Raw genomic sequence first — 18,039 nt, 5'->3', positions numbered from 1 at the left:
AATGGCAGATTTAGTAAAAGAATTCAACGATTATCGTTCGAAAATGAACGAAAAATTATTAGCAGATAACAATAAAGTTATCAAAAGAATATTTAATGTAGACACTAATGCTTACATGGAAGGTGCTTTAGATGTAAAAACTAAAGAACTTTTAGGCTTAGTAGCGTCAGCGGTTTTACGTTGCGACGATTGTATTAAATATCATTTAGAAACCGCTTATAAAAATGGCGTGACTAAAGAAGAAATGATGGAAAGCATGGGGATTGCCACTTTAGTAGGTGGAACCATTGTAATTCCTCATTTAAGAAGAGCTTATGAATTTTGGGAAGCTTTAGAGGAGCAAACTAAATAATTGTTAAAAGATAAATTGTTAAATTGTTTATTCGTTTATTTGTAAATCGATTAAACAATCAAACTTCTAAACATTTAAACCTTAGAATGAAATTAAGAGCAGAAAATTTAGTTAAAACCTATAAAAAAAGAAGTGTTGTAAAAGGAATTTCCGTTGAAGTAAATCAAGGAGAAATCGTGGGTTTATTAGGTCCAAATGGTGCCGGAAAAACCACTTCGTTCTACATGATTGTAGGTTTAGTAAAACCAAATAGTGGGAATATCTATCTTGACGATATGGATATTACCAACTTCCCGATGTACAAACGTGCTCAACACGGCATTGGTTATTTGGCACAAGAAGCTTCTGTTTTTAGAAAATTAAGTATCGAAGATAACATTTTAAGTGTATTACAGTTAACCACTCTTTCAAAAGCGGAACAAGAAGCTAAAATGGAAGAATTAATTGCCGAATTTGCATTGGAACATATTAGAACCAATAGAGGTGATTTACTTTCAGGAGGTGAACGTCGTCGTACAGAAATTGCGCGCGCTTTAGCAACTGATCCAAAATTTATTCTTTTAGACGAACCGTTTGCCGGAGTTGACCCTGTTGCAGTAGAAGACATTCAGCGAATTGTAGCCCAATTAAAAAATAAAAACATCGGAATTCTAATTACTGACCACAACGTACAAGAAACCTTAGCAATTACCGATAAAACGTATTTAATGTTTGAAGGTGGAATTCTAAAGGCTGGAAAACCAGAAGAATTAGTAGCAGACGAAATGGTAAGACGTGTTTACCTTGGACAAAACTTCGAATTACGTAAAACAAAAATTGATTTTGATGCTCCGAAAACTACCATCATTCACGGTAAAGGAGAATTGAATTTAAATAAAGAAGAATAAAAAAATCCCTCACTTATTTGAGGGATTTTTTTATATAATTTCATTTCTATTAGTGAATACACTTTAACAACAGCTTATTTTTATTACCATTAAAAACATTCACATCCACCATTCCTTCTATACCTTGAATTTGAGCTTTTTCAGTGAATTGCCAAAATAGCCAATCGTCTTCTAAATGATTACGCCAAAAATTGTAATTAGCAATCCAAAGCGGATAATCTGAAAATTCTTTTTTTAAGAAATCGGTATAATAACTTTCTCCCGAATAAATAATTGGCTTGACTTTATAATGTTTTTCCACCTTTTTCAACCAACGACGTAATCCTACTTTTAAACTATCTATTGATTGTGATTTTGGTAATTTTTCGATATCCAAAACAGGTGGCAAATCGCCTTTTTCTAGTTTTACATTTTTGATGAAATTTTCAGCTTGAGCAATCGAATTTTCATTAGGACGATAATAATGGTAAGCGCCTCTAATAAGTTCTCGTTCTTTTGAAGCTTTCCAATTCTCTTTGAATCTTTTGTCTGTTTTATTTTTTCCAGCTGTAGCTCTGATAAAAACAAAAGACAATTCAAATGATTCATCAATATGATAGGTTTGTTCCCAATCGATTTCACTTTGGTATTCCGACACATCAAAACCTATGGCTTTGTCATCGTGTTTGTGTAATACTTCATAAATTCGGATATCGGCTAATTTTCGCTCTTCTTTGGATAAAGTTTCAACATTTTTATCGGTTTTAAAACCTAAATAATACAAGAAACCATCTCGGAATTTATAAATTCCAATCGCAACAAATAGTAATAAAACAAAAGAAATCAGGTAGAAAATCCATTTACTTTTCGAATTGGATTTTCGTTTTGCAATAGGTTTTCGTCTGTAACTTTTGGACGCCATTACGCCTTCGCTATCATTTTATTACTGATTACAGAAACCAGCACATAACTAATGATAATCAACGGAATAGCCACGAATCCTAAAATAAAAAAGGATAATAACGACCCAATTAAAAACAAGATTTGCATTTTATATTTCGCCCAAGTAAATTCTTTAATTTTCAATGAAAACAAAGGAATTTCAGCGTTTAAGATGTACGAACTCAAAATTGTAATAAACAATAACACGTAAGGATTATACAATATAGAATTTAATACTTCAGAGTCATTTGTATATTGAATCATCGGAATACTCATAATTACCAAAGCGTTTGCAGGTGTTGGCAATCCAATGAAAGAATCGGTTTGGCGTGTATCGATATTAAATTTTGCCAATCTATAACAAGAAGCTAACGTAATTAAGAAGCCTAAATAAGGTACAAATCCCATATAAAAATACTCTTCCGTTAAATAATAAACCGAAGTAGAATCTCCTTGAATATTTTGAAACAACACAAACATCATTAATCCTGGCACTACGCCACAAGTCACCATATCTGCTAAAGAATCTAATTGCACACCTAAAGGTCCGGCAACATTGAATTTTCTAGCTAAAAATCCGTCCCAAAAATCAAAGAAAATACCCAAACAAACAAAAATAAACGCTTCATCATAATAGCCTTTAAAAATAGCGATGATGGCTAACAATCCTGCTGCTAAATTTAGCAAAGTGATTAGATTGGGAATGTGCTTTTTGATATTCATATAACGTGACTTTATAAACTCTTTACTTAATTTATTGCTGTTATTGCAACTAAAACGAATTGCAAAATTACAACTAAAAAAGACCTAAAAACAAGCCTTCCCTAATTTACAGCAAATGTAATACAATAAGTTAATACTTTTAGAGTTTACTATTTGAGAAATTTATTTCATCTTTGTAAAAAAATTGGCATTGAAAAAGACCATTTTACTACTTTTAATTTGTTTTTGTGGGACAACCTATGGGCAAACCGTACGAAAATATTCAAATGAGTTTATGAATATTGGAGTTGACGCTGCTGCTTTAGGAATGTCTAATGCTGTTGTGTCTCATACTGGCGATGTGAATTCTGGCTATTGGAATCCTGCTGGATTGTTAAAACTAGAAGACAAACAGTTTGCTTTGATGCATGCTAATTACTTTGCCAATATTGCGCAATATGATTATGCTGGTTTTGCCATGCCAATTGACGACCGAAGTGCTGTTGGAATTTCCTTAATTCGTTTTGGAGTTGATGATATTTTAAATACCACACAATTAATTGATAGCGAAGGAAATATCGACTACAACAGAATTTCGCTTTTTTCTACTGCCGATTATGGCTTAACTGTTTCTTATGCTAGAAGTTTACCTATTGAAGGATTAAATTACGGAGTAAACGCGAAAGTAATCCGAAGAGTTATTGGTGATTTTGCTAATTCTTGGGGATTTGGATTGGATTTAGGAATTCAGTACATCAGTGATGATGAAGATTGGAAATTTGGTTTGATGATTCGTGATATTACTACTACTTATAATACTTGGACCATAGACGAAGAAAAGTTTCAAGAAATTGCAGATGCCATTCCGGGTGAAAATCAAGAATTACCTGAAACTAGTGAGATTACGCTACCAAAAGCGCAATTAGGAATGTCAAAAAAATGGATTATTCGTTATGATTATAGTTTGTTAGCGGCGACCAATTTAAACATGCAATTTACTCGAACCAATGATATTATTTCAACCAACACAATGAGTATTGATCCTGCACTTGGATTGGAATTTGGTTACATTGATTTGGTTTACTTGAGAGCTGGTGTTGGAAATTTTCAGCAAATCACGCAAATTGATGATTCAAAAAAATTGAGTTTTCAACCGAATATTGGTTTAGGATTTAAATACAAAGGCATTCAAGTGGATTACGCTTTAACCGATTTAGGTGACCAAAGTGCAGCTTTATATTCTAATATTTTTTCCATTAAAGTAGATTGGGAATTGTTTAGATAATTTCAGAAATAAGAGAAAAGAAACAAGAAGAAAGACTTTATATAAAATGACAAAAAAACTACTTTTCGCTTTACTTATTTTAATTTCTTTTAATGGGTTTGCCCAAAACATTACACTTTCTGAAAAAGCAAAAGTTAGCATTTTAACTTGTGGTTTAGGACCAGAATCGTATGCTATGTATGGTCACACTGGTATTCGTATTCAAGATAGTATTCATGCTATTGATGTAGTTTACAATTATGGCGCTTTTGACTTTAGTACGCCTAATTTCATTGGCAGATTTATAAAAGGCGATTTACAATATTTTGTTACCAATGGTAGTTTTATCGATTTCTATTACAATTATCAAGCGGAAAATCGTGAAATAATTGAACAAGAATTAGCACTAACTCCAACACAAATCAATACATTGTTCCAACAATTAAATCATTCCGTTTATAGTGATGAACGTTATTACACCTATAAATTCATTGACCGAAATTGTACAACGATGGTGGTGGATAAAATCAATGGAATTTTAGGTAAAGAATACATCAAATCGGATAGTTCAAAGATATCGTATCGCGAAATTTTATATCCGTATATGAGCGACTTTTATATGAAACTAGGAATTCAATTGATTTTTGGAGCAAAAGTAGATGAACCAGCCACTCGCCTATTTTTACCTTATGAATTCAAAAACGCGATTTCAACTACAAAAGTAAATGGAAATAAAATTGAAAAGAGTGATTCAAAAATTCTTCAAGTAACCAAACCTGAAATTCCTTTTAACTGGTTAAACTCTGTTTATTCTTTAATTACAGTGCTTTTAATTTTAGCACTTTTAAACAAGAAATGGATAAAAATTAGCTACTTCATCTTTGCTGGATTATTAGGGCTTTTCTTCTCTTTGGTGGGATTGTATTCGTTGCATGAAGAGATATTATGGAATTATAACATTTTATTGTTCAATCCTCTTTTATTGGTATTTGCTTGGTATATTAAAAAAGGGATTAAAGATAAAATACTGCTTTTTGGAAAAATAATTTTGGCAATGTTATTGGTGTATTTAGCTTATATGACTACAAAAATTCATTTAGGAATTGTTTGGCCTTTTATTGTCTTACATTTTTATTGGATTGGAAAAATTGTTTTGCAGATTAAGAAATCAAGCACAGCACGCGGATAAAACTGATTCGCTGTTGCGAAACGCTGAAATACACAGATTTTTATCAATTAATTTTTTCTTTACATACTCTCAAACTCCAACAACAGACGGACGACTAACAACTGAACACTAATTACTGTCCTCTAAAAAACAATACCGTACTCAACGTTTTTACGACGATATTTACATCTAAAAACAAACTTCTGTGTTTGATGTAATACAAGTCGTATCGGAGTTTCATCAAACTATCTTCTAAGTTAGAACCGTAAGGATAATTCACTTGTGCCCAACCAGTAAGCCCCGGTTTAATTACATGACGCGTTTGATATAACGGAATAGAAGCAGCAATTTGATCCACAAAAAATGGTCGCTCAGGTCTTGGACCAATAATAGCCATTTCGCCTTTTAAAACATTAATAAATTGTGGTAATTCATCTAATCTTGTTTTACGTAGAAATTTCCCGAAAGGAGTAATTCGACTATCATTTGTTGTAGCAAAAACAGCACCGTTTTGTTCGGCATTTTGCACCATAGTTCGCATCTTGTAAATGGTAAATGGAATTCCGTTTTTACCTACACGCTCTTGTGTATAAAAGAAACTTCCTTTGTTTACAAAAAGATTAATAATCCATAAAAGAGGCGCAATCAAAAAGAATCCTATCAACCCAACAACCGCAAAAACAAGATCAAAAAAACGAGTATAATACATGTATAATTTGTTCTGATTGCTTCTACTAAATGGGAAAAACTTGTACAATTCTCTATCTTCAAATTGAATAGGTAAACGATAAGTACTGTTCTCGTATACCTGATTATATTTTCTGATAACAATTCCTTTCTCTAATAATCGTAATAATTTATTATACAATTCAACCGATGCAAGTTTGTTTTTAACATTAGCAACCACGATTTCGGAAACGTAATTTTGGTACACAAAATCATCTAATTCTTCTGCAGAAACACGTGTCACGTTAGCCCCATTAGGAGTTTCATCAATTGCGACGTAACCCACTACTTTATAATGTGGGTTAAACTTGGCTAATTCAGTTACCAAACCATCTACATCTTTACTGCTGCCTACAAAAAGCACTTTTTTCATAAAACGATTTGAAGCAAAGAAAACGATATATAAATAGCGCCAAACCGACAACGAAATTAAAATAGAAAAGAAAAACAGGATTATTTGCAAACGATTAGAAGGCAATACAGGTGTATAAAAAGGGGTTAACAAATAAAACAATACGGTAACCGAAGTGGTTAATATGATACTTTTAGAAATTTGAAAACGATTACTTGCTGTTTGTAAATTGTACATTTCAAATATGGTTCCAAAGAAAACAATATAAAGTGCTAGTACAATAGTCCAATAAAAACTTGTTTGCGAAACTCTGAAATAATCGAATTGAGTATAATGTCCAATTAATGCTAATGTAAGCACCGTAAACACAACATCCATAACACGCAATAAGATTTTGCGTTCGGAAATTTCAAAATGTATTTTTTGGGAGGCACTCATTTTTTTGTAATTCTAATGCAAAGTAACGAATTTAAAAGAAATAAGGAAACTCGTATCGCTTTTTTATTAATTTAATAATAGAGTAACGCATTATCATTCATAAGTTTGGTTAAAGGAAGAATTTTTAACTGATTATTAAAGAACCTTTAAAATAAATTCAAAAGTACCTTAAACTATTTCAATAACGAAATCCAACTTTGTTTCACTACTTGCCAATCCATTTGTTCTATAAAAGTTCTAGCATTTTTAGCCAACTGGTTCACTCTAACTTTATCATTTAACAAATCTAAAATTGTTTCCGTCATCTCTTTATCATCATCATCGTTAACCAACAAAGCATTTTCTTTATCAGCCAACAAATAAGGAATACCACCTACATTAGTACTCACAACTGGCAAACCTAAAGCCATGGCTTCCATTACGCTAATTGGTGTATTATCAAAATGAGTGGTATTGATAAAAATATCATGTTCTGAGGCTAATTGCCACCAATCTTCTTTTGCTAATTGTCCGGTAAAATTTACAGCAACCCCAATAGAATCAGCAAAATCTTTAGTCGTTTGCAAACTACCATCTTTGTCGGGTCCTACCATAGTTAAAGAAGCTGAAGGATGTTTTTCTTGCAATTGTTGTAGCACTTTAACCGCCATTTCAGGATTATAAATGGATGCAAAAGCGCGAACCCAAAGTAATTTTGGTGCTAACTCAACTCTTGTTTTGAGCTCGTATTTATCTATTTCAATAGAATTAGGAATGTGGACTACATTTGTAAATCCAGCACTTTCAAACGCCTGCTTTAAATAACCAGAAGGCGCCACATTTTGATAGGCGTTAGCAAACACCATTTGGCATAACTTGGGATTGTTTTTAAGCCGATTAGGTAAATCGCCGCCTCTTAATATGGGAACATATTTAACTTTGAAAATTCGAGCAATCTGACTACAAAAAAAAGCATACCAAAAACTTGAAGTGCTATAAGTATCTATCAATATATAATCTACTTTTTTTGCTTTTAAAAGAGTAACATATAACATATCTAACATTCTAGACCACTGATTTTTCTTGCTAGAGGTAAATATTACATGATACCCTTCAACCTCAAGAAAAACCCCAAGTGTTTCAATAGAAGTTTTGTTATATCCGTGTTTAGATAGCTGGTTCCCTATGTACAACAGGTGTTTCATCATCTACAAATTTTACTTTTAAAAGTGATAAGGCGTATATAAATGCGGGAGCAGCGGTGCGCATAGCAGCGTGATTAATGGTTAGTGCCCAAAAAATAAAAAAGGAAAGTAGAAATACATTTTGCTTATTTCCAAAATATAAAGAAATTGGAGTTATAAACAATATTAGCAAACCAAACAATCCTAATGAGCCATGATCAGCTAACATACGTGTAATCTCATTATGGGAGGAAACTTTATGCCCTATGATTTCTTCCCTATATTCAGCATTTTTACCAACTCCAATACCAAAAATAGGATTTTCTTTAAAAGCATTTATTTCTGTTCCTGCAATTGCCTCGCGACCTCCAAGCCTATCTTCTTTATCCCTTCCTCTAGCATCTTTATTTGCATAGCGATACTCAATCATCCCATTTGTCTTGTAAACAGAATAAGACCATAACAAACCGCCTCCAATTACAGAAAACAATATTACTGTCAACAATTTACTCTTAACCTTTGGACCTGAATAATAAAATAACACAACCATTAAAAAAATAATCATTGCTATCCCAGTTATAACTCCTCCCCTTGAAAAGGTTAAGATTCCGCGGTAAGAAACTAATACAAAAATTATTAAATTTATAATAATCATTTTTTTTGTATTTGAATAAAGTAATGCTAATACAAAAAAAACAAACATACCTAAACCTAAAGATGTAGACACTTGATTAGGTCCAAATCCTCCTGAGGCAGAAAAATTTGATTGTGTACTGATAAAAATTTCTTTGTTACTAGGTGTAAACAAAAATAAATAAATAGTCATACTCAATATAGGTAGCCCTATAAAAACAAACATCTTGAACAATTGCTCTTTTGTAACCACTCGCTGATAACAATACAACGAAGCAATTGCCAAACATACTGGACCAGAAATATTAAATGCGATTGCTTTTCTAACATTAGTATCAAAACTTAATTCATTGGCTCCAATAATAATACCAGGAATTAACAGTAATAGAAAAACAATATAAATAAATGAATTCTTTGAAAATCCTTTATAAATCATTCCAAAAACGAGAAAAACAATAACTAAATACTTGGATAACTCGTGTATTGGATTTCCTTCTGTCATTCGCAGAAAAACTTCGACACCTACAATATAACCACATATAAGCAAAGCTTCGTTATTCTTGTTTTTAGTTCTTAGCATGTACATAACTCCAAAAACAAAAACAAAAACAGCATATAACTTTGCTAGGAATGGTAATAAATAAATTACAAATCCAATAATTACATGTACTATAATTAAATTAAAATATGTTAATTGACTATTTTTCATTTACCCAATTTAAATATTTTAACAACACTTTTTCTTCAGAATAAGTATTTAAAATAGTTGTTTTTAAATTTTCCCCTAATAAAAGTCGTAAAGAATCATTTTCTATTAATTCAATTAAAGCATTCGAAAATGACAATGCATCATTAGGCTGAATTAACATACCGCTTTTTTTATCGTCAATCACTTCTGGTATTTCTCCAACAGCAGTCGAAACTACAGCTAATTTTTGAAATCCATATTCTAAAAGTGCTACTGGCAAACCTTCAGAATCTGATGTTAAAATTCCTATTTGACATTGTTGCAAAATAGAGCTTACATCATCGCATGAACCATATAAAAAAACGTTTTCTTGAAGTCCTTTTTCTATAATTAAATTTTTAATCGTTTCAGAATAAGAATCTTGAAAATCTTTTCCAACTAAATGAAACGACCAATCAAGATGATTTACTTTACATTTTTCTGCTACTTCTAACAAAAGGATATGATTCTTCTGAGATCTTAAATTTGCTAAACAAACAATTTGTTTTCCTGTTATTCCTTTTAATTTTGTTTTTATAAATGAAGTTTCATTAGCTGATACAGTAAAATTAGCTAAATAAATTACTTTTTTACAAAACATATTATTTTTTGACCAAGCCTCTAACTTTTGATTTACAGCTACAATTCCAAAAACTAAAACAGAAATAATCCTTAAAAAAAAAGACTTTCTTTTTTCTAACATTTCGCTTTTACCATAATGATCATGCCAAATAATTCTAATACTTGGAAATACTAATTTTATTAAAAAGGCAAAATATATAGAGGTGCTATGGGCTTGAATGAATTTTACATTATTTGCTTTCAAAAAACTTCTTAACTTAAATAATGCTTGTAAATCTAAAACTTTCTTTTTAGCCAAAAATAAATAAGAAACATCTTTGTCTAATTGATTTTGTAAACTACCTTCATTACGCGTTACCACAATACCAGAAAAAGAGACCCTTTTTTGAAGCGCATTAGCATAACTAACAGCCATGCGCTCAGCGCCGCCTGCTTCAAGGCTGTCTATAAGTTGAACTATGCGCATGTTTGTTTTAATAGCAGAAATACAATTAAATTCATCGACAAATATAATCTTTTCTTTTATTCATATCAGACATAAAACCTATGTTTAATCAATCATTAGACAATTAATTAGTAAAAAATAGTATTTTTACCAATGAAAACTAACCTATATGAATCAAATACAAAAACTATTAGAAAGTAAAAGATTATATTACATTCTTTTTGGCATACTTGTTTTGCTCTCTTTGAGGAATTTATTTTTACCCTTACAAGGGGATGAACTCACCTATAACAAAATTGCTCAAAATGTATTAGAAGGCCAATATTATCAAACTAAAAACCCTTCTTCTGTTATTCCTATAGTTCCTTTTTTAATGGCTTTTTTTTCAATTCCAAAATTTCCTTTATTAGGTTTTGCTTTACATAAGTTATTTCATATTGGTCTTTGTATTTTAGGAATTAGATTTGCTTTCTTAACTTTCAAAAAACTCAATTTAGAGCCTACAATTACATACATTTTATTGCTTTTAACATGTGTTTCTTCAGGTTTTTTATCATTTTTACCTTCTTTATATCCTGAAGCAATTGTTTTTGTGACATTTTGGGGATTCATTTATTATCTAAACTCAGAAAAAAACCTTTCAAACTTTAAGCGTCTTTTTGCTCTTTTTATCCTTTTGGTTTTTACCCGTTATGTTTATGCTGTTTTAGGATTAATGGTATTACTTTACTACTATTCTTATTTTCAACAGGATAGAAAAAACTTTGGAAAAATAGTTCTTTACTCCATAATTCTAACAACTCCGCTACTCTTTTGGTTTAAATATGTTTACAATATTGAATCTCAAAATTTAAGCGAAATAAGCTATTTTAGTCGTTATAAAATGGACGAAAATCCACTATGGTATAACATTAAATGTGGCTTAGGAATTGAACAACACTATCAAGTAAACAGAATCAATGGTATTCCTGCCTTTATTTCACTATTTGTTCCAGTAACGGGAATTAGAAATTTTGTTATTAGTTTAGTTCTTTTATTAGCTGTAATTTTTGGTCTTTACAAGAATTGGAAGAATCCAATAATTAAACAGTTAAGTATTTCATTTGGGTTAGTATTTTTAGGTTTTGTATTAGCTGGAACAGGATTTAGTCGTTATTGGTTAGTGTTGCTACCGATTATCTATTTAAGTTTTTATTATATTTATACTTTATTTACAAAAAAAGCGAACTACTTTATTTACGCCAGTAACTTATTTTTCATTGTTCTATTACTAAACGAATTCAGAATAACCTTATTGTTGATAAAAAAAATAATCTAAGATGTTAGAAAAACTTGTTATTTATATGCCTGCTTTAAATGAAGAAGCAACAATTTTTAAGGTCATTCAATCCATACCAAAAAGCTTTGAAGGTTTTAACCTAACCGAAGTTTTGGTAATTAATGATGGAAGCTCAGACAATACTGTTGAAGAAGCAAAAAAGGCAGGCGCAACTGTATTGAGTCACAATAAAAATAAAGGCGTTGGAGAGGCATTTCAAACAGCTCTTAATTATGCCCTAAAAACTAAAGCGGATGTTTTAGTAAGTATTGATGCCGATGGACAATTTGATGTAAATCAAATTTCTGAATTAATCAATCCAATAATTCTTCAACAAGCAGATTTTTGCTTAGGCATTAGATTTTCTGGTGGAAAACCAGATAACATGCCAGGAATAAAATTTTGGGGAAACAAACAAGTTAATAAAATTGTAAGTTTTGTAAGTAAAACTAAAATTTATGATGCCTCTTGTGGTTTTAGAGCCTATTCAAAAGACACTTTGTTAAGTTTAAACCTACATGGAAGTTTCACTTACACACATGAAACAATTCTGGATTTATTAGATAAAGGATTTAAGGTAGCCCAAATTCCAATTACCGTTTTATATTTTGAAGATAGAGTTTCCAGAGTAGCTAACAATCTTTTTAAATATGCTTACAAAACTTCGTCAATAATTTTCAAGTCATTAAAAGATTATCGTCCTTTACAGTTTTTCCTTGGAATTGCATCCGTTATTTTTTTAATCGCTGTTTTTTTTGGAGGATGGGCTTTATTACATTGGATTATCTATAATACGATAACACCTTACAAAAGTTTTGGTATTATAGGATTATCTCTTTTAGGAATGAGTGTTATTATCACTATTTTTGCTTTCATGGCTGATATGTTAGGCAGAATAAGGAAAAACCAAGAAAAAATATTATATTTTTTAAAACAAACGCATTTTGAAGATCCTAAAAAATAAAGAATTACAATCTCAAGTTTTAAAATACATTATCATTAGTCTTTTTGGTTATGGTTTTGTATTTGTATCGCTTTATGCTTTTGTTGATATTTTAAAAATCAATAAATCAATTGCATTCATGATTGTTTATGGAATTTCTTACTTAATGCTTTATACGCTTCAATTAAGATTGCTTTTTAAAACCACTCATAGTAATAGTAAGCTAATTAAGTTTTGCTTAAGCTTGGTTTTCTTTTACTTATTGGCTAATATTTTATATAATACTTTTAATTATTTTGAAATAAATTATTTGATAAGTACATTTATAACTATTTTGATTTTAACACCTTTACGATTTATTATTTCAAAATTTTACGTTTACAAATAATGCAAAAATTTTTATACAAAATAGATTATGTTTTACAACGATTTTTGACTTCGTTGCTATTTACTTTTCCAATAATTAAATTGATTAAAAAAGCATATTTTTTTGTTCGTTTTAAAACAACTTACATTGAAGCTACTAATAATGTTGTAATCACTAATTTTGATAAGCCTAACCAAAATTCAGGAATTACTTTTTTAGGAAAATGTGTGTTATCAAGAAACATTGAAGTAGATATTTGTGGAGGTATTGTTATGGGAAAAAATGTCACTATTTCTGACCATGTTACTATACAAACCCATAAACACGAATATGATGGTTTTAGTTTGTATAAAAATAAAACATCATCATCTCCCTTAGAAATAGGAGATGAAGTTTGGGTTTGCAATAATGTAATTATTACAAATAGTGTAAATAAAATTGGTAAAGGAGCTGTAATTGCTTCGGGCTCAATCGTAACTAAAGACGTTGAAGATTACAGCATTGTTGCAGGAGTTCCAGCGAAGCATTTAAAGTATAGAAATAAAATAAATTATGGAAAAGCATAGTGCTACTTGGAATAAAATTTCTCTTTCTTTCTTTAAAAAAGGTTTTAAATTTATTTTACTTCACCTTTCAATGCAATTTTTTGTTCCGCCTTCGTTGCGAACTAAATTACTAAAATTGTATGGTATTCAATTTAAAAATCGCAAGACTGTTTTTATTGGAACCAATGTATTATTCGACAATTTAAAAAACGTTTCTACATCTATTGGAGACAATGTTTTAATTACTTCTGGTGCAAAAATTTTAAATCATTTTCCAATTATTACCCCAGAAGGCGTTTCTGAGTTTAGCATGGGCAATGTAATTATAGAAGACAATGTTTTTATAGGCATGAATGCGCTAATTATCAAACCCGTAACAATTGGAAAAGGTGCCGTAATTGGTGCTGGTGCAGTTGTCACTAAAGATGTACCGCCTGGAACTATTGTAGGAGGAAATCCTGCAACAGTAATTGGGTATACAAAAGATTTTAGTAAAAATTTAGAGTAACTTTTTAATCTCTTCTTCAAATTTATCCGTAGTAAATTGGCGCGACCAGTTTTGCCCTTCCGAAGCCATTTTTTGATATAACAATTCGTTATTTAGTGCACTCATTACTTGACTTACATCGGTTTGCAATTGTTCTTCTAACTGAATACCTCTTTCTCCGTAGCCCAACATATAAGGCACACAAGAAACTTTAGAAACAATAGGCACACAACCCCAAAACATAGCTTCCGCTACAACTTTTGGCCAACCCTCGCTTTTTGATGGCAAAACTAAAAAATGACTCGTTTGATAGGCTTTTAAAACTGTTTCTTTTGACTGATTTCCTCTCAAAAAAACAATATCTTGTAAATTATTCTCTTCTATAAACGTTTCTAAAGTTGATCTCAAAATCCCATCTCCATACAAATTCAGTCGGACCTTTTTTCCTTGTTGGTATAATTTTTCGACCAATTGAATAGCAAATAAAGGTTGCTTGCCTTTTGACAATGTTCCAACAAATAAAAAATCAATATATTCTTCTAATACTCTTGACTGTATTACCTTTTTATCTGATTCTGAATATGTTGCTGTAAAAAAAGGCTTGATATTTTTAGTTTGATTTTCCCAATCACCATACACCAATACCTGCATGTTTTTTGTCAAAAAAGTATTGGATAAAATCCAACGCTGTAGTTTGTATGTAAAAGGTTGTTTGGCGTTCGGATCCCAATTACCAGCATATTTAGCGGTTTTAGGTTTTTTAGGAAATAAAATTTGAACCATAGCTCCAATTAATCCCATATTTCCTGGGCAACGCAAATGAATATGGTCGGCTTGAGACATGGCTTTATAAACTTGAGACACTATCTTAGGCAGCCTAGCTATTGTCTTGAATACATTAGCTATAGAAGTAATTTCAAACTCTTCCACTTGACGAAAATCCACGCTTGAATGATTGTACTTTTCATGAATAGGGTTTAGCTCTTTATCAACCAAAGGTGCTACAATTATAACCTCATCTACATATTTTAGCCAAATATTCATTTCACGAATATAGGGTGCATAACCAAAATATTGATTATCACTTTTAATGTGTTGCACGTGAGTTATAATAGCAAATTTCATATTATGATGTAAAACTTCCTACATTAATTTTATTTGAACTAAATACTCGTTGCTTTACAAAATCTAAATCCTTAATAAACAACGTATTGAACTGGTTCGTGTTTTTAAAATCAATTTCTTTAAAAGCTTTCGTTTCAAGATTAAAAACATAAGGCAAAAATCCTTTATCTCTTAATAACTGAATAATTTGTTCGTCTTGAATATTGAAATTCTTCCCTGATTCGTTTAACTCTATTAAAATCAATTTGAGATTAGCATTTGACAAGGTATTTAATCCTCCATTTAACACAAACCACTCATAACCTTCTACGTCAATTTTTATAAAATCAGGAACCTGGTGTGAACAAATTTCATCTAACGTGCTTACTTTTACTTTTACTCCATGACCTGTAGTTGAAACTTTATTGGTAGTAAATTGCTGATTAGTAAACACTAATTCTCCCGATTCATTTGACAAACCAATATTTAACAATTCAGGTTGATGTATCCAATTGTTTATTTTAACATTGTTTGATAATCGTTCAAATGTTGAAGGAATAGGCTCAATTGCAGTTACTTTACATTTTGAACACAAGCCCGCTAGCAAAGTATAATGTCCAACGTTAGCCCCAATATCCAAAAAAGAGTCTCCTTCTCGCAGTAAATGCATCAAAAAAAGAGAATCAGCAGCTTCATGTAATCCTGAGTGATAATTTCCAACAATACCATCTCCTTTTTTAACTTTAGCTTTAATACCATTTAGATACGTAATCGTTACTTCTCTTTTTAACACATAAAGCAAAAAATTAATATATAAATACTTAATTAAAGCCCAAAATGGATTTGATTTGGTTAAAGGATTCGTTTTAAAAGATTGATATCTCTTAAGAACGTATTTATATTTTTTAAACAAGGTCTTTACTGTCTTCATTTAATAAAATTAAAGTTTGAAATCTATTCGCTTCAAAATCATAATTTTTATAATACGATTCGTAATAAGCAATTACATTTTTTTGAAGTGCAAAATATTCTGAATCATTCATTTGTAAAGCTTTATCAATAACTTGAGAAATACTTGTTTCAGATTGGTAAAGTAACGCATTTTTTCCATCTATTAAACTTGGATTTAACCAATTTTGATAATTAATGATGGGCACTACTCCAACCGACATGGCTTCTATCACATTGTGACACATCGGCATTGTCATTCCTGGTGCACAAAATAAAAATTTGGCCGATGACAAATAGTGACGCCATTCTTCTGAAGGGATTGCGCCTTGTTGCCATTTCATTACTACAAATGAATTCTTGAAAATACTAGATTCTAATTGTTCTTTAAATTCTGTTCCTGTAATCGTTACTACAGTTTTGTGCTTTATAATTTCACTGTAAATCTGCCATCGATTTAGTAGTTGAAAATTTTTAGTAATCGCATCCGAATCGTAAATTTTAGCTTCAAAATTGCCACTCATTACAATTCCAACCTGTTTTTCTAATAAATCAGGTTTAGCAATCATATAATTTCTTGGATGCATAATATACGGGACCGCTTCTTTTACATATACATCAGTAGTATACACTTTCTTATAATTAAAATTTACTTGAAAATCGGCATTTTTTTGGTGCGAAAACAAACGATAGATCTTAGGTTTTTGAAATGGTTTTGAGAAATAAATAAAATCCAATTCTTTAAACCACTTAACCAATACAAAATAACGAAACAAAGAAAACTCAATTACAATGGGTTGCTTATACTGTTGTTGTAATCTAAAAATAATATTCAAATACGTTCTAACTTTTGTATTTCGCTTTAAACTTAAAAACAACACTTCTTCTGTATCGTTGTAAAAACGAACATGTTGGTAGTTTTCTCTAAACTCTTTGAGTTTTCGATTTATTTTCTTTTTAAGTAAATACAACATTATATTGGAGGATTAAAAAACAAAGTGAACCATCCTGAAATTCGCCCTAAAGTTTCCGTTAACGCTTCTTTTCTTTTTGATTTGGTAGCAACATTCGTAAATCGTATAGCGGTTAATAATAGCGTAATCAAATGCCATTTTATTTTCGCTTTAAAGGACGGATTTGGATACTTCACACGCCAAACATAATATCCATTTCGTACCACCATTTTGCCATAATCATATTTATTAGGTCGTCCTGAGGCATCGTGATAATGTCCTAATTGCGCATTGGTATTGATATATAATTTCCCAACTTTTGATAATCGAAGGGTAAAATCGGCATCTTCATACAATCCATACCCTTCAAAATAAGTTGAAAATTGAAATTCCTTAAAAACCGATTTTCGAAAAGAAGAAACGCCTCCCATAAGTTGCTCTACTTCGTAAATTTTCCCTGAAGGTGGTAAAAAACCGATACTTCTTCCGTGAGAAAATTCAGGCAAACAACCTGGAGGGCGATTACTATCTAATCCTAACTTCTTACGCCAAACAAATCGGGAACCATCTTTTCTTTTCCAACCATCGTAATAAAACTCATTTGCTTTCGCTTGATAATCTGAAGTTGTTTTGGTCCAATTAGTTTCATTTGTAATATAGCCGCCAACACCTAATGCTTCCGGAAATAAAGTATACGTTTTTATAATTTCTTCAAAATAGTTGGATTCTAAAACGGTATCATCGTCTAAAAAACAAACTACTTCGCTTGCTTCCTGAACTCTTGCAATACCATAATTGCGTTGTTTCGTTAAACCTCTATCTTTATCATCTACTTTGAAATACTTTAAACCTTGAAACGAATTTTGAGTCAGCATTTCTTTAGTGAAATCATCCGGAGAACCATCTACTATCAAAATCTCATTTGGATGCAACGTTTGATGCTGCACTGAAAGCAAAAGCTTCAATAAAGGCTGCGAACGTTTATACGTACAAATGATTAAAGCAAATACCATG

19 protein-coding genes are annotated in these 18,039 nt (G+C 30.8%); 9 read left to right on the top strand and 10 right to left on the bottom strand.

All coding sequences use genetic code 11. The annotated features are described in order from the left end of the window. The first annotated feature begins 1 nt into the window (after position 1). Both C8D80_RS09555 and lptB read left to right on the top strand, forming a co-directional pair. Positions 2–352 carry a carboxymuconolactone decarboxylase family protein gene (locus C8D80_RS09555; protein WP_026724505.1) on the top strand — a complete coding sequence of 117 codons (351 nt, stop codon included), beginning with the start codon at positions 2–4 and terminating at the stop codon, positions 350–352. 86 nt (positions 353–438) lie between these two features. Beyond that, a complete protein-coding gene (gene lptB / locus C8D80_RS09550; RefSeq protein WP_133609755.1) occupies positions 439–1,239 on the top strand; it encodes an LPS export ABC transporter ATP-binding protein in 801 nt (266 codons plus the stop codon). Positions 1,240–1,288: 49 nt separating this feature from the next. Here the strand turns inward: lptB and C8D80_RS09545 are convergent, their stop codons facing one another. Both C8D80_RS09545 and C8D80_RS09540 read right to left on the bottom strand, forming a co-directional pair. Then, entirely contained in the window at positions 1,289–2,140 is an 852-nt protein-coding gene (locus tag C8D80_RS09545) for a glycoside hydrolase family 25 protein (protein ID WP_133609753.1), read from the bottom strand. Further along, the gene (locus tag C8D80_RS09540) at positions 2,140–2,883 is read right to left on the bottom strand and encodes a CDP-alcohol phosphatidyltransferase family protein (RefSeq protein ID WP_199757194.1); all 744 of its coding nucleotides are present in this window, start codon (positions 2,881–2,883) and stop codon (positions 2,140–2,142) included. Before C8D80_RS09540 ends, C8D80_RS09545 begins: the two co-directional genes overlap by 1 nt. A 190-nt stretch (positions 2,884–3,073) precedes the next feature. Here C8D80_RS09540 and C8D80_RS09535 point away from each other — a divergent pair, with 190 nt between their 5' ends. Together C8D80_RS09535 and C8D80_RS09530 are read left to right on the top strand one after the other, a co-directional pair. After that, the gene (locus C8D80_RS09535; protein WP_455423379.1) at positions 3,074–4,147 is read left to right on the top strand and encodes a putative type IX sorting system protein PorV2; all 1,074 of its coding nucleotides are present in this window, start codon (positions 3,074–3,076) and stop codon (positions 4,145–4,147) included. 46 nt (positions 4,148–4,193) lie between these two features. After that, positions 4,194–5,315 carry a lipoprotein N-acyltransferase Lnb domain-containing protein gene (locus C8D80_RS09530; protein ID WP_133609749.1) on the top strand — a complete coding sequence of 374 codons (1,122 nt, stop codon included), beginning with the start codon at positions 4,194–4,196 and terminating at the stop codon, positions 5,313–5,315. A 112-nt stretch (positions 5,316–5,427) separates the two neighbouring features. Here the strand turns inward: C8D80_RS09530 and C8D80_RS09525 are convergent, their stop codons facing one another. The 4 genes from C8D80_RS09525 to C8D80_RS09510 form a co-directional block, all read right to left on the bottom strand. Then, a complete protein-coding gene (locus tag C8D80_RS09525) occupies positions 5,428–6,810 on the bottom strand; it encodes a sugar transferase (protein ID WP_133609747.1) in 1,383 nt (460 codons plus the stop codon). Between the two features lie 173 nt (positions 6,811–6,983). Continuing rightward, positions 6,984–7,997 (bottom strand): glycosyltransferase family 4 protein, encoded by a 1,014-nt coding sequence (locus C8D80_RS09520; RefSeq protein ID WP_242004803.1) that lies wholly within the window; start codon positions 7,995–7,997, stop codon positions 6,984–6,986. Then, positions 7,957–9,315 (bottom strand): O-antigen ligase family protein, encoded by a 1,359-nt coding sequence (locus tag C8D80_RS09515; protein ID WP_162845062.1) that lies wholly within the window; start codon positions 9,313–9,315, stop codon positions 7,957–7,959. The genes C8D80_RS09520 and C8D80_RS09515 overlap by 41 nt, the downstream gene beginning before the upstream one ends. After that, entirely contained in the window at positions 9,305–10,381 is a 1,077-nt protein-coding gene (locus tag C8D80_RS09510; RefSeq protein ID WP_133609745.1) for a glycosyltransferase, read from the bottom strand. Before C8D80_RS09510 ends, C8D80_RS09515 begins: the two co-directional genes overlap by 11 nt. A 148-nt stretch (positions 10,382–10,529) precedes the next feature. On the opposite strand from C8D80_RS09510, the gene C8D80_RS09505 reads away from it, so the two are divergent. From C8D80_RS09505 to C8D80_RS12875, 5 genes are read left to right on the top strand one after another with little or no spacing between them, the layout of a single operon-like run. After that, positions 10,530–11,678, top strand: coding sequence for a hypothetical protein (locus C8D80_RS09505; RefSeq protein ID WP_133609743.1), 1,149 nt, complete (start codon positions 10,530–10,532; stop codon positions 11,676–11,678). 1 nt (position 11,679) lies between these two features. Continuing rightward, on the top strand, positions 11,680–12,642 hold the full coding sequence (locus tag C8D80_RS09500; protein ID WP_133609741.1) for a glycosyltransferase family 2 protein: 963 nt from the start codon (positions 11,680–11,682) through the stop codon (positions 12,640–12,642). Then, positions 12,623–13,009 (top strand): GtrA family protein, encoded by a 387-nt coding sequence (locus C8D80_RS09495; protein ID WP_158633782.1) that lies wholly within the window; start codon positions 12,623–12,625, stop codon positions 13,007–13,009. The genes C8D80_RS09500 and C8D80_RS09495 overlap by 20 nt, the downstream gene beginning before the upstream one ends. Beyond that, positions 13,009–13,554: an acyltransferase gene (locus tag C8D80_RS09490; protein WP_133609737.1), complete on the top strand. Its 546-nt coding sequence runs from the start codon at positions 13,009–13,011 to the stop codon at positions 13,552–13,554. Before C8D80_RS09495 ends, C8D80_RS09490 begins: the two co-directional genes overlap by 1 nt. Beyond that, positions 13,541–14,041, top strand: coding sequence for an acyltransferase (locus C8D80_RS12875; protein WP_133609735.1), 501 nt, complete (start codon positions 13,541–13,543; stop codon positions 14,039–14,041). The genes C8D80_RS09490 and C8D80_RS12875 overlap by 14 nt, the downstream gene beginning before the upstream one ends. Here the strand turns inward: C8D80_RS12875 and C8D80_RS09480 are convergent. Genes C8D80_RS09480 through C8D80_RS09465 form a run of 4 tightly spaced genes read right to left on the bottom strand, consistent with a single transcriptional unit; the run spans position 14,033 to position 18,038 of the window. Further along, positions 14,033–15,145, bottom strand: coding sequence for a glycosyltransferase family 4 protein (locus tag C8D80_RS09480; protein WP_133609733.1), 1,113 nt, complete (start codon positions 15,143–15,145; stop codon positions 14,033–14,035). The two genes, C8D80_RS12875 and C8D80_RS09480, sit on opposite strands and share 9 nt — an antisense overlap. 1 nt (position 15,146) lies before the next feature. Then, a complete protein-coding gene (locus tag C8D80_RS09475; RefSeq protein WP_133609731.1) occupies positions 15,147–16,055 on the bottom strand; it encodes an FkbM family methyltransferase in 909 nt (302 codons plus the stop codon). Beyond that, positions 16,030–17,046, bottom strand: a complete 1,017-nt coding sequence (locus C8D80_RS09470) for a glycosyltransferase family protein (protein ID WP_133609729.1) — start codon at positions 17,044–17,046, stop codon at positions 16,030–16,032. The genes C8D80_RS09475 and C8D80_RS09470 overlap by 26 nt, the downstream gene beginning before the upstream one ends. Next, positions 17,046–18,038, bottom strand: coding sequence for a glycosyltransferase family 2 protein (locus C8D80_RS09465; protein WP_133609727.1), 993 nt, complete (start codon positions 18,036–18,038; stop codon positions 17,046–17,048). The genes C8D80_RS09470 and C8D80_RS09465 overlap by 1 nt, the downstream gene beginning before the upstream one ends. Position 18,039: the final 1 nt, after the last annotated feature.

Source organism: Flavobacterium cheniae (assembly GCF_004363695.1).
Taxonomy (GTDB): domain Bacteria; phylum Bacteroidota; class Bacteroidia; order Flavobacteriales; family Flavobacteriaceae; genus Flavobacterium; species Flavobacterium cheniae.
Note: the sequence above shows the minus strand (reverse complement) of the source record. Positions and strands in the feature narration are given on the sequence as shown.